This window comes from Pseudomonas sp. NPDC089996 (assembly GCF_044748405.1).
GTDB lineage: Bacteria > Pseudomonadota > Gammaproteobacteria > Pseudomonadales > Pseudomonadaceae > Aquipseudomonas.
Map to the genome: position 1 here is coordinate 39,526 of NZ_JBIVGA010000011.1, position 17,831 is coordinate 57,356.

Annotated in this window: 15 protein-coding genes; 11 read left to right on the top strand and 4 right to left on the bottom strand. The window is 63.6% G+C overall.

Annotated features, from left to right (window positions below):
* Positions 1-2: 2 nt before the first annotated feature.
* The 4 genes from ACIPW4_RS19325 (at position 3) to lpxC (ending at position 4,427) form a co-directional block, all read left to right on the top strand.
* A complete protein-coding gene (locus tag ACIPW4_RS19325; RefSeq protein ID WP_400660635.1) occupies positions 3-872 on the top strand; it encodes a cell division protein FtsQ/DivIB in 870 nt (289 codons plus the stop codon).
* Between the two features lie 14 nt (positions 873-886).
* The gene (ftsA, locus tag ACIPW4_RS19330; RefSeq protein WP_103449232.1) at positions 887-2,149 is read left to right on the top strand and encodes a cell division protein FtsA; all 1,263 of its coding nucleotides are present in this window, start codon (positions 887-889) and stop codon (positions 2,147-2,149) included.
* 55 nt (positions 2,150-2,204) lie between these two features.
* A complete protein-coding gene (gene ftsZ / locus ACIPW4_RS19335; RefSeq protein ID WP_003251871.1) occupies positions 2,205-3,401 on the top strand; it encodes a cell division protein FtsZ in 1,197 nt (398 codons plus the stop codon).
* 114 nt (positions 3,402-3,515) lie between these two features.
* A complete protein-coding gene (gene lpxC, locus ACIPW4_RS19340; RefSeq protein ID WP_060508542.1) occupies positions 3,516-4,427 on the top strand; it encodes a UDP-3-O-acyl-N-acetylglucosamine deacetylase in 912 nt (303 codons plus the stop codon).
* A 51-nt stretch (positions 4,428-4,478) separates the two neighbouring features.
* Here lpxC and ACIPW4_RS19345 read toward each other — a convergent pair whose 3' ends face one another.
* Complete coding sequence (locus ACIPW4_RS19345; protein ID WP_400660637.1) at positions 4,479-4,940, bottom strand: DUF721 domain-containing protein; 462 nt, start codon at positions 4,938-4,940, stop codon at positions 4,479-4,481.
* 381 nt (positions 4,941-5,321) lie between these two features.
* Here ACIPW4_RS19345 and secA point away from each other — a divergent pair, with 381 nt between their 5' ends.
* The 4 genes from secA to ACIPW4_RS19365 all read left to right on the top strand — a co-directional run bounded on the left by secA (position 5,322) and on the right by ACIPW4_RS19365 (position 11,075).
* Positions 5,322-8,057, top strand: coding sequence for a preprotein translocase subunit SecA (secA, locus tag ACIPW4_RS19350; protein ID WP_400660638.1), 2,736 nt, complete (start codon positions 5,322-5,324; stop codon positions 8,055-8,057).
* Positions 8,058-8,229: 172 nt separating this feature from the next.
* A complete protein-coding gene (gene argJ, locus ACIPW4_RS19355; RefSeq protein WP_400660639.1) occupies positions 8,230-9,447 on the top strand; it encodes a bifunctional glutamate N-acetyltransferase/amino-acid acetyltransferase ArgJ in 1,218 nt (405 codons plus the stop codon).
* 54 nt (positions 9,448-9,501) lie between these two features.
* On the top strand, positions 9,502-10,134 hold the full coding sequence (locus ACIPW4_RS19360; protein ID WP_400660641.1) for a glutathione S-transferase family protein: 633 nt from the start codon (positions 9,502-9,504) through the stop codon (positions 10,132-10,134).
* Positions 10,131-11,075: a Nudix family hydrolase gene (locus ACIPW4_RS19365; RefSeq protein ID WP_400660642.1), complete on the top strand. Its 945-nt coding sequence runs from the start codon at positions 10,131-10,133 to the stop codon at positions 11,073-11,075. Before ACIPW4_RS19360 ends, ACIPW4_RS19365 begins: the two co-directional genes overlap by 4 nt.
* 129 nt (positions 11,076-11,204) lie before the next feature.
* Here ACIPW4_RS19365 and ACIPW4_RS19370 read toward each other — a convergent pair whose 3' ends face one another.
* The 3 genes from ACIPW4_RS19370 to ACIPW4_RS19380 are packed head-to-tail and all read right to left on the bottom strand — an operon-like array spanning position 11,205 to position 14,751.
* Positions 11,205-11,771, bottom strand: a complete 567-nt coding sequence (locus ACIPW4_RS19370) for a cob(I)yrinic acid a,c-diamide adenosyltransferase (RefSeq protein WP_400660644.1) — start codon at positions 11,769-11,771, stop codon at positions 11,205-11,207.
* A 1-nt stretch (position 11,772) separates the two neighbouring features.
* The gene (locus ACIPW4_RS19375) at positions 11,773-13,803 is read right to left on the bottom strand and encodes an ATP-binding protein (protein ID WP_400660646.1); all 2,031 of its coding nucleotides are present in this window, start codon (positions 13,801-13,803) and stop codon (positions 11,773-11,775) included.
* A 30-nt stretch (positions 13,804-13,833) separates the two neighbouring features.
* The gene (locus tag ACIPW4_RS19380; RefSeq protein ID WP_400660647.1) at positions 13,834-14,751 is read right to left on the bottom strand and encodes a putative 2-dehydropantoate 2-reductase; all 918 of its coding nucleotides are present in this window, start codon (positions 14,749-14,751) and stop codon (positions 13,834-13,836) included.
* A 102-nt stretch (positions 14,752-14,853) separates the two neighbouring features.
* Between ACIPW4_RS19380 and ACIPW4_RS19385 the strand changes: the two genes are divergently transcribed.
* The 3 genes from ACIPW4_RS19385 to ACIPW4_RS19395 all read left to right on the top strand — a co-directional run bounded on the left by ACIPW4_RS19385 (position 14,854) and on the right by ACIPW4_RS19395 (position 17,752).
* Positions 14,854-15,339 carry a YajQ family cyclic di-GMP-binding protein gene (locus tag ACIPW4_RS19385; RefSeq protein WP_400660649.1) on the top strand — a complete coding sequence of 162 codons (486 nt, stop codon included), beginning with the start codon at positions 14,854-14,856 and terminating at the stop codon, positions 15,337-15,339.
* 104 nt (positions 15,340-15,443) lie between these two features.
* Positions 15,444-16,286: a mechanosensitive ion channel family protein gene (locus ACIPW4_RS19390; RefSeq protein WP_400660651.1), complete on the top strand. Its 843-nt coding sequence runs from the start codon at positions 15,444-15,446 to the stop codon at positions 16,284-16,286.
* 224 nt (positions 16,287-16,510) lie between these two features.
* Positions 16,511-17,752, top strand: coding sequence for an MFS transporter (locus ACIPW4_RS19395; RefSeq protein ID WP_400660653.1), 1,242 nt, complete (start codon positions 16,511-16,513; stop codon positions 17,750-17,752).
* The last annotated feature ends 79 nt before the right edge of the window (positions 17,753-17,831 follow it).

The following is a 17,831-nucleotide window of genomic DNA, read 5'->3' on the forward strand; positions in this document are numbered from 1 at the left end:
TCATGCAAGGCGCAATGATACGTCAGCAGCAACCCGTTACCGGCCGTAGCAAGCCGGTGCCGCGTGGTGCCAGCCGACTGGTGGCCGACGAGCCCGTATCGGCGCGCCTGCCGCGGCCCAGCCTGGGCGGCCTCAAGCGCCTGCTGTGGCCGATCGTGCTGGTCGCTGCCGGGTTCGGCGCCTATGAGGGCGCCATCCGACTGATGCCGTACGCCGACCGGCCAATCACCAAGATCGACGTGCAGGGTGACCTCAGCTACATCAGCCAGCAGTCGGTGCAGCAGCGCATTGCGCCGTACGTGGCGGCGAGCTTCTTCAGCGTCGACCTCACGGCCATGCGTGCCGAACTCGAGCAGATGCCATGGATCGCCCACGCCGAAGTACGCCGGGTGTGGCCGGACGAAGTGGTGATTCGCCTGGAAGAACAGTTGCCGGTGGCACGCTGGGGTGACGAGGCCCTGCTCAACAACCAGGGCCAGGCCTTCACCCCGCGCGAGCTGGCCAACTACGAGCACCTGCCGCAGCTTGCCGGGCCGCAGCGCGCTCAGCAACAAGTCATGCAGCAGTATCAGGTACTTAGCCAGATGCTGCGCCCCCTGGGCTTTTCCATCGCTCGCCTGGAGCTGCGCGAGCGCGGCAGCTGGTTCCTGACGACCGGTGCGAGCAGTGCCGGGCCAGGCATCGAGCTGCTGCTGGGGCGCGACCATCTGGTAGAGAAGATGCGCCGTTTCATTGCCATTTACGACAAGACACTCAAAGACCAGATCAGCACTATTGCCCGCATTGATCTGCGTTATTCCAACGGACTTGCCGTTGGTTGGCGGGAACCGATTGCACCGACGACGGCCCAACCCGCCGTTGCGAAGAATTAGAGAGAGGCAGGACCATGGCAAACGCGCATAGCGGCAAAATGATCGTCGGGCTGGACATCGGCACCTCCAAGGTGGTGGCGCTGGTGGGTGAAGTGGGCGAAGACGGTACCCTCGAGATCGTGGGCATCGGCACCCATCCGTCCCGCGGCCTGAAAAAAGGCGTGGTGGTGAACATCGAGTCGACCGTGCAGTCGATCCAGCGCGCGGTGGAAGAAGCCCAGCTGATGGCCGGCTGCCGCATCCACTCGGCATTCGTCGGCGTGGCCGGCAACCACATCCGCAGCCTGAACTCCCACGGCATCGTGGCGATCCGCGACCGCGAGGTCAGCGTTGCCGACCTCGAACGTGTGCTCGATGCCGCCCAGGCCGTGGCCATTCCGGCTGACCAGCGCGTGCTGCACACCCTGCCGCAGGACTACGTGATCGACAATCAGGAAGGCGTGCGCGAGCCGTTGGGCATGTCTGGTGTGCGCCTGGAGGCCAAGGTTCACGTGGTCACCTGCGCAGTGAACGCGGCGCAGAACATCGAGAAGTGCGTACGCCGCTGCGGTCTGGAAATCGACGACATCATCCTCGAGCAGCTGGCTTCGGCCTACTCGGTGCTGACCGATGACGAGAAAGAGCTGGGCGTGTGCCTGGTGGATATCGGCGGCGGTACCACCGACATCGCCATCTTCACCGAGGGCGCAATCCGTCACACCGCAGTGATCCCGATTGCGGGTGACCAGGTCACCAACGACATCGCCATGGCCCTGCGTACACCGACCCAGTATGCCGAGGAAATCAAGATCCGCTACGCCTGCGCCCTGGCCAAGCTGGCCGGCGCCGGCGAGACCATCAAGGTGCCGAGCGTGGGTGATCGCCCACCGCGCGAGCTGTCGCGTCAGGCCCTGGCCGAAGTGGTGGAGCCACGTTACGACGAGCTCTTCACCCTGATCCAGGCCGAGCTGCGCCGCAGCGGCTACGAGGACCTGGTGCCTGCCGGCATCGTCCTCACCGGCGGCACCGCGAAAATGGAAGGCGCCGTGGAACTGGCCGAGGAAATCTTCCACATGCCGGTACGCCTGGGCGTGCCGCACAGCGTTCGGGGGCTGAGCGACGTGGTGCGCAACCCGATCTATTCCACCGGTGTGGGCTTGCTCACCTATGGCCTGCTCAAGCAGTCCGAGGACTTGGTCCTGACCGGTAACACCAACAGCAGCAACAACAGCTATGGCGATGAACCGAAGGCCCCAGTGCTTGAGCGCTTCAAGAAGTGGGTCCAGGGCAACTTCTAAGTTTCAAAGCAGTAGTGGTAGGCGCAACAACTAGAGAACTGTAAGGAGAGGGAAAATGTTCGAGCTCGTAGACAACGTCCCGCAAAGCCCGGTCATCAAAGTGATCGGCGTTGGCGGTGGCGGCGGCAACGCCGTCAACCACATGGTGAAGAGCAGCATCGAAGGCGTCGAGTTCATCTGCGCCAACACCGATGCACAGGCGCTGAAAAACATCGGCGCACGCACCATCCTGCAACTGGGTACCGGCGTGACCAAGGGTCTGGGTGCCGGTGCCAATCCGGAAGTCGGCCGTCAGGCCGCGCTGGAGGACCGTGAGCGCATCGCCGAGGTGCTGCAGGGCACCAACATGGTGTTCATCACCACCGGCATGGGTGGCGGTACCGGTACCGGCGCGGCGCCGATCATCGCCGAAGTGGCCAAGGAAATGGGCATTCTCACCGTTGCAGTGGTGACCCGTCCGTTCCCGTTCGAAGGCCGCAAGCGCATGCAGATCGCCGACGAAGGCATCCGCATGCTGGCCGAGAGCGTCGACTCGCTGATCACCATCCCCAACGAGAAGCTGCTGACCATCCTGGGCAAGGATGCCAGCCTGCTGTCCGCGTTTGCCAAGGCTGACGACGTGCTGGCCGGTGCCGTGCGCGGTATCTCCGACATCATCAAGCGTCCGGGCATGATCAACGTCGACTTTGCCGACGTACGCACCGTCATGGGTGAAATGGGCATGGCGATGATGGGGACCGGCTGCGCCAGCGGCCCGAACCGTGCGCGCGAAGCCACCGAAGCGGCGATCCGCAACCCGCTGCTCGAAGACGTCAACCTGCAGGGCGCCCGCGGCATCCTGGTGAACATCACCGCAGGTCCCGACCTGTCGCTGGGTGAATACTCCGACGTGGGTAGCATCATCGAAGCCTTCGCCTCCGACCACGCCATGGTCAAGGTCGGCACCGTGATCGACCCTGACATGCGTGACGAACTGCACGTGACCGTGGTTGCCACTGGCTTGGGCGCGCGTATCGAGAAACCGGTCAAGGTGGTCGACAACACCCTGCAGACCGCTCAGCAGGCGTACGAGGCTTCCAACCCGGCGCCGGTTCGCCAGGAGCAGCCAGCCGTCAACTACCGTGACCTCGAGCGCCCGACCGTAATGCGCAACCAGGCCCATGCAGGCGCTGCCGCGGCAGCTAAACTCAACCCTCAGGATGATCTGGACTACCTCGATATCCCGGCCTTCCTGCGTCGTCAGGCCGATTGATGGAATTTATCAGGGGTATAAAGGTGATTGGTGTTCAGCAAAGGCATGGTCTGTTATCATCCCCAGCCTTTGTTGACACCTGTTCGCATTATTTGCGCTGAAGCGGCCAATGCCATGATTAGACAACGCACCCTGAAGAATACCATCCGTGCCACGGGCGTCGGCCTGCACTCCGGGGAGAAGGTCTACCTGACCCTCAAGCCTGCGCCTGTCGACACCGGCATCGTCTTCCGTCGCGCCGACCTCGACCCTGTGGTCGAGATCCCGGCGCGTGCGGCCAATGTGGGTGAGACCACCATGTCCACCACGCTGGTCAACGGTGACGTCAAGGTCGATACGGTCGAGCACCTGCTCTCCGCCATGGCGGGCCTGGGCATCGATAACGCCTACGTCGAGCTCTCCGCCTCGGAAGTGCCGATCATGGATGGCAGCGCCGGTCCCTTCGTATTCCTGATTCAGTCTGCCGGCCTGGAAGAACAGGACGCAGCCAAGAAGTTCATCCGCATCCTTCGCGAAGTGACAGTGGTAGAGGGCGACAAGAGCGCCACCTTCCTGCCATTCGACGGGTTCAAGGTGAGCTTCGAGATCGACTTCGATCACCCGGTCCTCAAGGGCCAGACCCAGAGTGCGGTCGTCGACTTCTCCAGCACCTCGTTCGTGAAGGAAGTCAGCCGCGCCCGTACCTTCGGCTTCATGCGTGACATCGAGTACCTGCGCAAGCACAACCTTGCGTTGGGCGGCAGTGTCGAGAACGCCATCGTGGTCGACGAAACTGGTGTGCTCAACGAAGACGGCCTTCGTTCCGATGACGAATTCGTCAAGCACAAGATTCTCGACGCCATTGGCGACCTCTACCTGCTGGGCAACAGCCTGATCGGCGAGTTCAAGGGCTACAAGTCCGGCCACGCGCTGAACAACCAGCTGCTGCGCAAGCTCATTGCTGAAACCGACGCCTGGGAAGTGGTCACGTTCGAAGATGCCAGCACGGCACCGATCTCGTACATGCGTCCTGTTGCGGCCGTGTAAGTTCGAACACTCTCTAGTTCGTTGATTGAGGCCACCTTCGGGTGGCCTTTTTTATTGGCGTTTGTCTTTGTTGGCGTGGCCGGCAAGTCGCTCAAGGGCGGCGCGCAGTTTGGGGTCGGCAATACCTTCGGCGGAGTCGCGCAGGCTTTCGGCGGCACTGTTCGACAGCTCGGTGGTATGACTGCCGCGCCTGGCGGGCACCAGAGGTGGCTGCACCTTGTAGAGGATGCGCTGCAGGTTGCCGAAGGCTTCCAGGGCCTGGAGCTGGCGCTGCAGGCGCTTTTGCTGATAGCGCAGGCGCGTGGCCCAATGACCGTCGGTGACCACCAGCAGCAGGGTGCCGTCGCGCCACGAGGCGATATGGCAATGCTCGCGCGCAGCCGGCTGCAACTGGCTTTCCAGCAGGCGTTGCAGGTGCGCCAGGCGTTCGGCCTGATTCAGTAGCAGGCGCAGCGGGCGGTTCTGGCGCAGTAGCGTGGACGGCGGCTGGGCGGAGGAGGGTTTGAAGGCCATGGCGGTATGCATGCAGTTACAAGATCGGCAGTCTAACACCTCTGTTGGCTGTGCCGGCCTCTTCGCGGGTAAACCCGCTCCCACAGGCGATCACCTGTTCCCGAGGGAGTGAGATACCTGTGGGAGCGGGTTTACCCGCGAAAAGGCCGGCACAGGATACGAGCCATTCTCGATACGTTTCATGAAGCTGCGGGTTGAACTCAGGGAAAATGCCCCAATCATAGAAAAGCCCCCACCCAAGCGCTGTGCCAGCATCGTGGCAATCGACCACTTTCCTCACCATCGTTTCCGGGTAGAATGCTCGTTCGCATGCGGCCTCAGGGCTGCACGGGCGACTCATGGGGCCGCCCTCCATCCCTACGTGTGGAAGATCCTGCCGATATGTTTGCGCCTTTGTTAAAAAAACTTTTTGGAAGCAAGAACGAGCGTGAAGTCAAACGCATGCTCAAGACGGTATCTATCGTCAATGCCTTCGAAGAGAAAATGGTGGCCCTCTCCGATGAGCAACTGCGGGGCAAGACCGCAGAGTTCAAGGAGCGCCTGGCCAAAGGCGAGACGCTGGACCAGTTGCTGCCCGAAGCCTTCGCCGTGGCCCGAGAGGCCGGCAAGCGCGTCATGGGCATGCGTCACTTCGATGTGCAGCTGATCGGCGGCATGACCCTGCACGAGGGCATGATCGCAGAAATGCGTACCGGTGAAGGCAAGACCTTGGTCGGTACCCTGGCCGTCTACCTCAACGCACTGTCGGGCAAGGGCGTGCACGTGGTCACGGTCAACGACTACCTGGCCCGCCGTGACGCCAACTGGATGCGCCCGCTGTACGAATTCCTCGGTCTGTCCGTGGGCATCGTCTCGGCCTTCCAGCCGCCTGAAGAAAAACGCGCCGCCTACGCCGCCGACATCACCTATGGCACCAACAACGAATTCGGTTTCGACTACCTGCGCGACAACATGGCGTTCAGCCAGGAAGAGAAGTTCCAGCGTGAACTCAACTTCGCGGTCATCGACGAAGTCGACTCGATCCTCATCGACGAAGCGCGCACCCCGCTGATCATCTCCGGCCAGGCCGAAGACAGCTCCAAGCTGTACATCGAGATCAACCGCCTGATCCCGCGCCTGACCCAGCACATCGAAGAAGTCGAAGGCCAGGTCACCCAGGAAGGCCACTACACCATCGACGAGAAGAGCCGCCAGGTCGAGCTCAACGAAGCCGGTCATCAGTTCATCGAAGAGATGCTGACCCAGGCCGGTCTGCTGGCCGAAGGCGAGAGCCTGTACTCGGCGCACAACCTGGGCCTGCTGACCCACGTCTATGCCGGCCTGCGCGCGCACAAGCTGTTCCACCGCAATGTCGAGTACATCGTGCAGGACGGCCAAGTGCTGCTGATCGACGAACACACCGGCCGTACCATGCCCGGTCGTCGTCTTTCCGAGGGCCTGCATCAGGCCATCGAGGCCAAGGAAAACCTGAACATCCAGGCCGAAAGCCAGACCCTGGCTTCGACCACCTTCCAGAACTACTTCCGTCTCTACACCAAGCTGTCCGGCATGACCGGTACCGCCGACACCGAAGCGTTCGAGTTCCAGTCGATCTACGCCCTGAACGTGATGGTCATTCCGCCGAACAAGCCGCTCGCGCGTAAAGACTTCAACGACCTGGTGTACCTGACCGCCGACGAGAAATACGCCGCGATCATCGCCGACATCAAAGAGAGCATGACCCAGGGCCGCCCGATCCTGGTGGGTACCGCCACCATCGAAACCTCGGAGCACATGTCGAACCTGCTGCAAAAGGAAGGTATCGACCACAAGGTACTGAACGCCAAGTACCACGAGAAGGAAGCCGAGATCATCGCGCAAGCCGGTGCCCCGGGTGCGCTGACCATCGCCACCAACATGGCCGGCCGTGGTACCGACATCCTGCTGGGCGGTAACTGGGAAGCCGAAGTGGCCGCCCTGGAAAACCCGACGCCCGAGCAGATCGCCCAGATCAAGGCCGACTGGCAGAAGCGCCACCAGCAAGTGATCCAGGCCGGTGGCCTGCACGTGATCGCCTCCGAGCGCCACGAATCGCGCCGTATCGACAACCAGCTGCGTGGCCGTTCCGGCCGTCAGGGCGACCCGGGTTCGAGCCGCTTCTACCTGTCGCTGGAAGACAGCCTGATGCGCATCTTCGCCTCTGACCGGGTCAAGAACTTCATGAAGGCGCTGGGCATGCAGTCCGGCGAGGCCATCGAGCACCGCATGGTCACCAACGCTATCGAAAAAGCTCAGCGCAAGGTCGAAGGCCGCAACTTCGACATCCGCAAACAGCTGCTCGAATACGATGACGTGGCCAACGAACAGCGCAAGGTGATCTACCACATGCGCAACAGCCTGCTGGCGGCCGAGAACATTGGCGACACCATCGTCGAGTTCCGCCAGGAAGTGCTGGACGCCACCATCAGCCAGCACATCCCTCCGCAGTCGCTGCCGGAGCAGTGGGACGTGGCCGGCCTCGAAGCTTCGCTGGCCAGCGACTTCGCCATTAAGCTGCCGATCCAGCAATGGCTGGACGAGGACGATCACCTCTACGAGGAGACCCTGCGCGAGAAGCTGCTGAACGAGATCACTACCGCCTACACCGAGAAGGAAGACCAGGCGGGTATCGAGGCGCTGCGTACCTTCGAGAAGCAGATCCTGCTGCGCGTGCTGGACGACCTGTGGAAAGACCACCTGTCGACCATGGACCACCTGCGACACGGTATCCATCTGCGCGGTTACGCGCAGAAGAACCCGAAGCAGGAGTACAAGCGCGAGTCGTTCACCCTGTTCCAGGAGCTGCTCGAGTCGATCAAGCGCGACACCATCCGCGTGCTGTCGCACGTTCAGGTGCGCCGCGAAGACCCGGCAGAAGAAGAAGCCCGCCTGCGCCGCGAAGCCGAGGAACTGGCCAGCCGCATGCAGTTCCAGCATGCCGCCGCGCCGGGCCTCGAGAGCGAGCAGCTGAGCGAGGAGGGCGCCGAAGTGGCCGTGGCCGCTGCCCCGGTGCGCAACGACCTGAAGCTGGGCCGCAACGAGCCGTGCTGGTGTGGTTCGGGCAAGAAATTCAAGCATTGCCATGGTCAGATCGAGTGATCTGATGCAACCGCTGTAACTTGATGTACTTGGGGCTGCTCTGCGGCCCTTTCGCGACACAAGGCCGCTCCTACAGGAATCGCAACAATCCTGTAGGAGCGGCCTTGTGTCGCGATGGGGCGCGAAGCGGCCCCGCTTTTTGCAATCAACCGATTTTTCTAGGAGCGCTCTAATGGCTGTTGGTCTTGGTCCTTTGCCCACCCTGCACCCGGTTCCGGGTTTTGAACTCGGCATCGCCTCTGCCGGCATCAAGCGCCCCGGGCGCAAGGATGTGGTGGTCATGCGCTGTGCCGAAGGCTCCAGCGTGGCTGGCGTGTTCACCCTCAACGCCTTCTGTGCAGCTCCTGTGATCCTGTCCAAGCAGCGCGTGCAGGGCACCGTGCGCTACTTGCTGACCAACACCGGCAATGCCAACGCCGGTACCGGCGCACCTGGCCTGGCTGCCGCCGAACGCACCTGCGCCAAGCTGGCCGAACTGACCGGCGTGCCGGCCGAGTCGGTGCTGCCGTTTTCCACCGGTGTGATCGGTGAACCACTGCCGGTCGAGAAGATCGAAGGGGCGCTGCAGGCCGCACTGGACAACCTGTCGGAAAACCACTGGGCTGAAGCCGCCACCGGCATCATGACCACCGACACCCTGCCCAAAGGCGCCAGCCGCCAGTTCCAGCACGATGGCGTGACCGTTACCGTGACCGGTATCAGCAAGGGCGCCGGCATGATTCGCCCGAACATGGCCACCATGCTCGGCTACATCGCCACCGACGCCAAGGTCGCCCCAGGCGTACTCAAGGACCTGATGCTCGACGGTGCCAACAAGTCGTTCAACCGCATCACCATCGACGGCGACACCTCGACCAACGACTGCTGCATGCTGATCGCCACCGGCAAGGCCAACCTGCCGGAAGTGACCGAAGCCAGCGGCGCGCTGTTCGAAGCGCTGAAGAAGGCCGTGTTCGAAGTGTGCATGGACGTGGCCCAGGCCATCGTCCGTGACGGCGAAGGCGCCACCAAGTTCGTCACCGTGCAGGTCAACGGTGGTGGTAACCACCAGGAATGCCTGGATGTCGGCTACGCCGTGGCTCACTCGCCACTGATCAAGACCGCACTGTTCGCTTCCGACCCGAACTGGGGCCGCATTCTGGCTGCCGTGGGCCGTGCTGGCGTGCCGGAGTTGGATGTCAGCCTGATCGACGTGTACCTGGACAGCGTGTGCATTGCCAGCCAGGGCGGCCGCAGCCCGAGCTACACCGAAGCACAGGGTTCGGCCGTGATGGCGCAGGAAGAGATCACCATCCGTATCGAGCTGGGCCGTGGCCAGTGCAGCGAAACCATCTGGACCACCGACCTGTCCCACGAATACGTGAAGATCAACGCCGAATACCGCACCTGATGTAAGCCCGGGGCTGCAAGGCAGCCCCAAATTCCCGACACATGGAGCCGACCCATGAGCTATCACCTGATCATCGGCGACAAGCTGTATTCCTCCTGGTCGCTGCGAGGCGCCCTGGCCCTCGAGCTGGCTGGCGTGCCCTACGAAGAAACCCTGATCAAGCTCAACCAGCCTGATACCCGTCAACGCATCCTCGCTTATTCCTCCACCGGCAAGGTACCGCTGCTCAAGACCGAGCACGGTGTGATCGCCGACTCCCTGGCCATCGCCGAATACCTCAACGAGCGCCACCCCGAGGCCCAGCTGTGGCCGGCCGATGTCGCCGCCCGTGCCCAGGCCCGTTCGGCCTGCGCACAGATGCACAGTGGCTTCTTCGCCCTGCGCGGTGCCATGCCGTTCGACCTGAGCCGTGACCAGGCGCTGGAGAACATGCCGCTGGAGGTGCAAGTGGACATCGATCGCGTCGTCGCGCTGTGGTCGGAGTGCCGCCTGGTGGCCAAGGCCAGCGGGCCGTTCCTGTTCGGCGAGCCGACCTTGGTCGATGCCTTCTTCGCGCCGGTGGCGGTGCGCCTGCGCACCTATCGTGTGGAAGTGCCCGCCGAGGCCGCCACCTATATCGAAACCATTTACCAGTGGCCGGCCTTCAAGGCCTGGCAGCAAGCTGGCCTGGCGGAGCGTGAAGGTTGAAACGGATTCATGTTGTAGCTGCGGTGATCCGCGGCAGTGATGGGCGCATTCTGATTGCGCGCCGCGCCGATACCCAGCACCAGGGTGGCCTGTGGGAATTCCCCGGTGGCAAGGTGGAAGAGGGCGAAGGCGTCGAAGCGGCGCTGGCCCGCGAACTGCGCGAAGAGCTGGGCATCGAAGTGACCCGTTCGCGGGCGCTGATCAAGGTCAGCCACGACTACCCGGACAAGCAGGTGCTGCTGGATGTGCGTGAGGTCGATGCGTTCACCGGTGAGCCCCATGGCGCCGAAGGCCAGCCATTGGCCTGGGTCACGCCACGGGACCTGGCGCAATACGAGTTCCCGGAAGCCAACAAGCCGATTGTCGCTGCTGCGCGCTTGCCGGACCAGTACCTGATCACCCCGGAGGGCCTGGAAGTGCCGCAGATGCTCAAGGGCATCCAGAAGGCCGTGGCCGGCGGTATCCGTCTGATCCAGCTGCGCGCCCCGGACATGTACGACCCCAAGTATCGCGATGTGGCGGTGGATGCGGTGGGGCTGTGCGCCGGCAAGGCGCAGCTGATGCTCAAGGGGCCACTGGAGTGGCTGGGCGACTTCCCGGCCGCCGGGTGGCACCTGACCGCCGCGCAGCTGCGCAAGTACGCAGCCAAGGGCCGGCCGTTCCCCAGGGAGCGCTGGCTGGCGGCGTCGTGCCACAGTGCCGAAGAGCTGGCGCTGGCAGAGCAGATGGGCGTGGATTTCGTCACCCTGTCGCCGGTGCAGGCGACCCAGACTCACCCTGAGGCGGTGCCGTTGGGGTGGGACGAGGCGCAGCGGTTGATTACAGGATTCAAGCAGCCGGTCTACCTGCTGGGTGGGGTTGGGCCAGGTGAGAGGGAAAAGGCCTGGGAAGCCGGCGCCCAAGGTGTTGCCGGGATTCGCGCGTTCTGGCCTGAGGCCTGAGTATCTGGGGCCGCTTTGCGGCCCATCGCAGGCAAGCCAGCTGCTACAGGTCAATCGCTGTCTTCAGGTACGGCCATACCTGTAGGAGCTGGCTTGCCTGCGATGGGCTGCAAGGCAGCCCCGGCGATATCAGCCCTGAGGCTTCTCTGCAGGCTGCCACAAGACCTCGCTAATCCCCTGCCGTCGCCCAATGATCCGCGCCGCCACGAACAGCAGATCCGAAAGCCGGTTGATATACGCCAACCCAACCCCCTCCAACGGCTCCAGCGCATTCAACTGCTGGCACCGCCGCTCTGCACTACGCGCCAGGCTGCGGCACACATGGGCCTGTGCGACCAGCGCCGAACCACTGGGCAAAATGAAGTTCTTCAACGGCCCCAGCTCCTCGTTCCATACATCGATCGCCGCCTCCAGCCGCACCACCTCGGCCTGGTTCAAGGCCTGATAGCTGGGCATCGCCAACTCGCCCCCCAAGTCGAACAGGCGGTGCTGGCAAGGCGCCAGAACGTTGCTCACCTCATCCAGTTTGTGGTCATCCAGGCCGGCCAGCAGCAGGCCGAGCTGGCTGTTCAGGCTGTCCACCTCACCGATCGCTTCGACCCGTGGGTGGTCCTTGGGCACCCGCCGCCCGTCGCCCAGGCCCGTTTCGCCCTTGTCGCCAGTGCGGGTGTAGATCTTCGACAGGCGATAGCCCATGTCATGCCTCCGTGTGGGTCGGCACCGCCGCTGGCGGCTGGCCGAGGGGCAGGCGCAGGGTGAAGCAGGTGCCCTGGCCGGGCGTGGACTGTACTTCCATCTGCCCCTTGTGGTTGTTGGTGATGATGAAGTATGAAACCGACAGCCCGAGGCCGGTGCCCTGGCCGATTTCCTTGGTGGTGAAAAACGGCTCGAAGGTGCGTTTGCGCACGGTTTCGGGCATGCCCACGCCGTTGTCCTCGACCTGGATCTCGGCCCAGGGCGGGTTCAGCCGGGTGCGCAAGGTGATGCGCCCGGGTTCGCTGGGTTGGGGCCGCTGGTGGATGGCCTGGGCAGCGTTCTTCAGCAGGTTCAGCAGCACCTGCTCCAGTTCGTTGGCGGTGCAGGGCACCGGGCCCAGGTTGGGGTCGAACTGGCGGACGATGGCCTGGCCTTTGAAGTCGAAGCCGATGGTCAGGTCGAAGTCGTTGCTGGCGATCTCCACGGCCTGGTCGATCAGTGCCGGCAGCTCGCAAGGCACCAGTTGGCGATTGCTGCGGCGGCTGAAGCTGAGCATGTGGGTGACGATCTTGGCGGCGCGTGCGCCGGCCTGCTGAATGCCGTCGAGCAGCTGCGGCACTTCACGGTTCTGCAGGTAGCGGTTGACGCTGGGCAGGTCGATGCCCAGTTCGCCGGCCTGTTCCTGGTTGCGCGGCAGTTCCGGCGACAGGCGCCGGCGAATGTTCTGCACGTTGTGCAGGATCGCACCCAGCGGGTTGTTGATTTCGTGGGCCATGCCGGCCGCCAGGCCGCCCACCGAGAGCATCTTCTCCGACTGCACCATCATCTCTTCCAGTGACAGGCGCTGGGTGATGTCGTCGATACGGATGACCACGCCGCGCCCGCCACCACCCATCAGCGGGTAGAACGTCAGGGCGTAGTGGCGCAAGTCGTCGCCCTTGGGCCAGGTGACCCGCTCGATCTTCGCCACCCGGTGCTTCTCGACGCTTTCCTTGAGCTGGGGCAGAAACGGCTTGAGCGGCTCGAAGGCGATGAAGATCGGCTGGTTCAGCGCTTCGTCCAAGGGCGTGCCGGAGAGCACGGTGGCCTCGTGGTTCCATTGGGTCACGTAGAGCTGCTCATCGAGGGCGATCAGTGCCGAGGGCATGGAGTCGATGATGCTGTTGAGGTAGTTCTGGAAACCCGTGAGCTTCTTCTCGATCTTGCTGCGCACCTGAACTTCCAGCTCCAGCTTGCGGTTGGTGTGGCGGGTTTCTTCGGCCAGCCCTTGGGCCTGGTCGAAGGCCATCTGGAATTCGTCGCGGGCACGCTTGAGCTGCTGCTCGCGGCCTTCGATACGCGAGAGCATGGTGTTGAAGGCATCGGCCAGGCTGCCGATCTCGTCGTCGTTGCCGCGGGTGGCACGCAAGGCATAGCTTTCCTCGCGGGTGACCTGGCGGCTGAGTTCTTCGAGCTGGTTGATCGGCTGAGTGATCAGGCGCTTGATCTGCCGGGCGATGACCAGCCATAGCAGTATGCTGAACACCAGGATTGCCAGGCTGGCGCTGAGCGTGCCGGTGTAGAACGCCATGGGCAGTTCGCTGCTGGCCACCAGCAGCAGGTGCGCCGGAGGGCTGGCCTCGCGCGGGATGCGGATCAGCTGGGTGCTGCGAAACTCCATCAGGCGCCAACCGTCGATGTTGCGGTAGCGCTTGGGCAACACCAGTGGCTCGCCGTGCTGCAGCTGGGCCAGCATCCGGCCGTCGCCGCCGTAGATGGCGGCGGCGCGTAGCGGCGTGTAGCTGTCCAGTTCCTTGAGCAGGGCAGTGGCCGTCTCCGCCGAGTCGCCCGCACGGGCCGGCAGTTGGGGGTTGGCCACCAGCCTGCCGATGGTCTGCAACGCCTGCGGCGCCATGCTTTCCTGGGTGATCCAGTAGGCGGCGCTGATGAAGGTCAGGTTGGCCACCAGCAGGATGGTCACCAGCAGCACCAGCAGGGCCGCCAGCAGTTTCTGCCCGACCGGGAGGTTTTCCAGGCGTTGGCGCAGGCTCATGGGCAAGGCAATGTCCGTATTGGGTTGAGGTCAGGCGCTGGGCAAACCACGCGCTCGCAGGTTATCGACCAGGCACCGGTGCAGGTGTTCCAGCTGTGGCAGTGCCAAGCCGTGGCGCTCTGCAGCCCGGCAGGCGTGGCCCAGCAGGTAATGCACCTCGGTACGCCGGCCAGCGCGTACGTCCTGGTACATGGAAGAGTAGTTGGCGGCAGTGGCCAGGATGACCCGTTGCACTTCTTCGTCCAGGTCGGTCGCCGCTTCAGGCTGGCCGCAACGGCGCAGCAGCTCGGCCAACTCCTTGCTCAGCGCTTCGACCTCGCCAAGGTGCCCGAGCAGCCCGCCGTTCTGGCAGTCGTGGAGCACGGTCAGCGGGTTGATGGCGCAGTTCAGTGCCAGCTTGCGCCACAAGCGGGTAAGGATATCGACGGTCCATTCGCCTGGAATGCCGGCGTCGGTCAGGTCTGCGAACCATTCGGGGCGGGTGGGGTTGGCCGGATCGCCCAGCCAGTTGAAGCCATGGCCGGCGAATCGCACCCGCCAGTCGTCTTCGCGGAATGCACCTTCGGTGCTGGAGGCGAAGATGCAGCGGGCGAGGGGCGCCTGGTCGGCGACTTCGTCCTGGCTACCGAGGCCGTTCTGCAGCAGCACGATTTCGGCACCTTCAGCCAGGCGCGGCGCCAGGCGGGCGATGGCAGGGGCGGCATCGTAGGCCTTGCAGGCCACCAGCAGGCGATGAATGGGCCCACCGCACTCGGCCGTTTCGGCCGGGATGGCGTAGAAATGGGCCTGGTCCTGTTCGACCAATGTCAGGCCGCCGGCCTGCTGGTAGGCTTGCAGGCGCTGCGCATCGCGCAGGATCAGGCGTACCGCCTTGCCGGCGCGGGCCAGGCGGCAAGCCCACAGGCTACCGAGGCTACCGGCGCCGAGAATATGCCAGGTGCTGCTCATCTGCGTTTCGCAACCCGTTATAATGAGCCCGCATTTTAACCCGCTAACACCGACGCGCTCCATGTTCAGACTGAGCGCGCGTTTATTTTATGGAGATTACCCATGCCTTCGTTCGACGTGGTATCGGAACTGGACAAGCACGAAGTGCAGAACGCGGTCGACAACGCCATCAAGGACCTCGACCGCCGTTATGACCTCAAGGGCAAGGGCAGCTTCGAGTTCAAGGACAAGGAGCAGACCGTGGTGCTGACCGCCGAGGAAGAGTTCCAGCTCGAAGCCATGCTGGAAATCCTGCGCCTGGCGCTGGTCAAGCGCAAGATCGACGTGAAGTGCCTGGAAACCAACGACCCGTACCCCTCGGGCAAGGAAAAGAAGCAGGAAGCCAAGTTCCGCGAAGGCATCGACAAGGACCTGGCCAAGAAGATCGTCGCCACCATCAAGGACGGCAAGCTCAAGGTCCAGGCCGCCATCCAGGGCGAACAGGTACGAGTCACCGGCAAGAAGCGTGATGACCTGCAGGAAGCCATTGCCCTGCTTCGCACCAAGGAATTCGACATGCCGCTGCAATTCAACAACTTCCGTGATTGATCACAGGGTTGTCCGGAACCCCGATGGCCTAATGATGTCCATGGGGGTTCATGGCCGCTGGACAGCTGGCGGCCTGCGTTACTGTGCTGCTTTAGGAGATGAACATGGATTTGAACGCTGAAGTCGATCAGCTGGTCCGCCAATCGCAGACCTGGGTCCCCTTGATCATGGAATACGGCAGCCGCCTGCTGCTGGCCCTGCTGACCCTGGCGGTCGGCTGGTGGATCGTCAACAAGGTCAGCGCCCGCCTGGGCAAACTGGTTGGCCTGCGTAACGCCGACCTGGCACTGCAAGGTTTCATCAGCACCTTGTCGAACATCGTGCTGAAGGTACTGCTGTTCGTCAGCGTGGCGTCGATGATCGGCATCGAGACCACTTCGTTCGTCGCCGCCATCGGTGCCGCCGGCCTGGCCATCGGCCTGGCCTTGCAAGGCAGCCTGGCGAACTTCGCCGGTGGCGTGCTGATTTTGATGTTCCGCCCGTTCCGCATCGGCGACTGGATCGAAGCGCAAGGCGTGGCGGGTACCGTCGACAGCATCCAGATCTTCCACACCGTGCTGCGGACCGGTGATAACAAGACCGTGATCATGCCCAACGGCGCTCTGTCCAACGGTATCATCACCAACACCAACCGCCAGCCGACGCGCAAGGTGGTGTTCGACGTGGGCGTGGACTACGAGGCCGATCTGCAGAAGGCGCGCAACGTGCTGCTGGAGCTGGCGCAGGATCCGCGCGTGCTGCCGGACCCGGCACCGCAGGCAGTGGTTTCGACCTTGGGCGACAGCTCGATCACCGTGTCGCTACGCCTGTGGACCAAGACCTCCGACTACTGGGACGTGATGTTCATGCTCAACGAGCATGCCCGTGACCGGTTGAAGGCCGAAGGGATCGATATCCCGTTTCCGCAGCGGGTGATTCGCGTGGTGCAGGAGACTGCAGCGCAGTAACGTTCTGCTGAAACCGGGGCCGCTGTGCGGCCCTTCGCGGGCACGCCCGCTCCCACAGGTGCAGCGCTGTATTCGAATGCTGCGCGGTACCCTGTGGGAGCGGGCTTGCCCGCGAAGGGGCGCGCAGCGGCCCGTTTTTTCTGCCCCTTACACTTGTTCACAGCAATTCCCGAACATATCTGGCATATAGCTTGACCCCTCCTGCCTGCACCCGATACGCCATCATGAAACCACTGCTCTACATCACGCCCCTCCGGGCCCTGCTGTTCGGCCTGACCCTGGCCCTGTTCGAGCTCCTCACCTACCTGGCCAGCGACGCCGTGATGCCGGCCATGCCAGTGGTGGTCGAGCACCTGAACGCCAGCCCCGAGTACATCCCCCATGCGCTCAACCTGTACCTGCTCGGTGGTGTGCTGCTGCAATGGCTGATCGGCCCGCTGGCCGACCGCTATGGCCGCCGTCCGCTGCTGCTGGCCGGCTGCGCGTTTTTCGGCGTCGCCTGCCTGGCCACCTACTGGGTGCAGGATATTGGCCTGTTCAACCTGCTGCGCCTGCTGCAGGGCATCGGCCTGGGCTTCGTGGTAACCGTCAGCTACCCCGCGCTGAACGAAGCATTCAGCGAGGCCGACGCCGTGCGCATGATGGCGCTGCTGGCCAACATTGCCCTGCTGTCGCCGCTGCTGGGGCCGTTGGTCGGTACGCTCATGCTGCAGTGGCTGGATTGGCGCTGGCTATTCGTGGCCTTCGCCATGGGGGCCGTCTTGTGCTGGCTGCTGCTGCATCGACTGATGCCGGAAACCCTGGGTGTGGAGCGGCGCGACGGCTCGCGTCTGCCGTTCACGCCGATCCACCTGTTGCCACTGCTGGCCGGATACGGCCAGTTGCTGGGCAACCGCAAGTTCGTCGCTGGCAGCGCCGCATTGGGCCTGGTAGGCCTGCCGCTGATTGGCTGGATCGGCCTGTCGCCAGTGCTGCTCATCCACGATGAGGGGCTGAGCACGATGGAATATGCACTGTGGCAGCTGCCGGTGTTCGGCGGGCTGATTCTCGGCAACCTGATCATCAACCGCATTGCCGATCGTTACCCACTACCGGCCTTGGTGCGCGGGGCGTTAGGGCCCTACCTGGCCGGGTTGTGTCTGATGGTATTGGCCACCTGGTGCTGGCCGACGGTGATCAGCGTGGTCGCTGGCATGTCGCTCTATGCGTTGGGGCTGGGGGTGGCCAATGCGGTGCTGTACCGCATGACGCTGTTTGCCAGCGAGCAGAGCAAGGGGCTGGTGTCGGCGATGCTGGGGATGATCACCATTGCCTTGCTGGGGCTCGGTGGCGCGTTGCTGGCGATGATCGGGGCGGGGGCCAGCCTCTTGCACTTCGCCCTGGCGGCTGGCGTGGCAGGTGCCTTGGCGCTGTGGCCGTTGTGGTTCGTGGTTGGCGGGCCGCGGGGGGAAGGCGCTGTCGTGTAGGAGCGGCCTTGTGTCGCGAAAGGGCCGCAAGGCGGCCCCAGGATTTCGGCGGTGTTGCAACATTTGCTGGGGCTGCTGT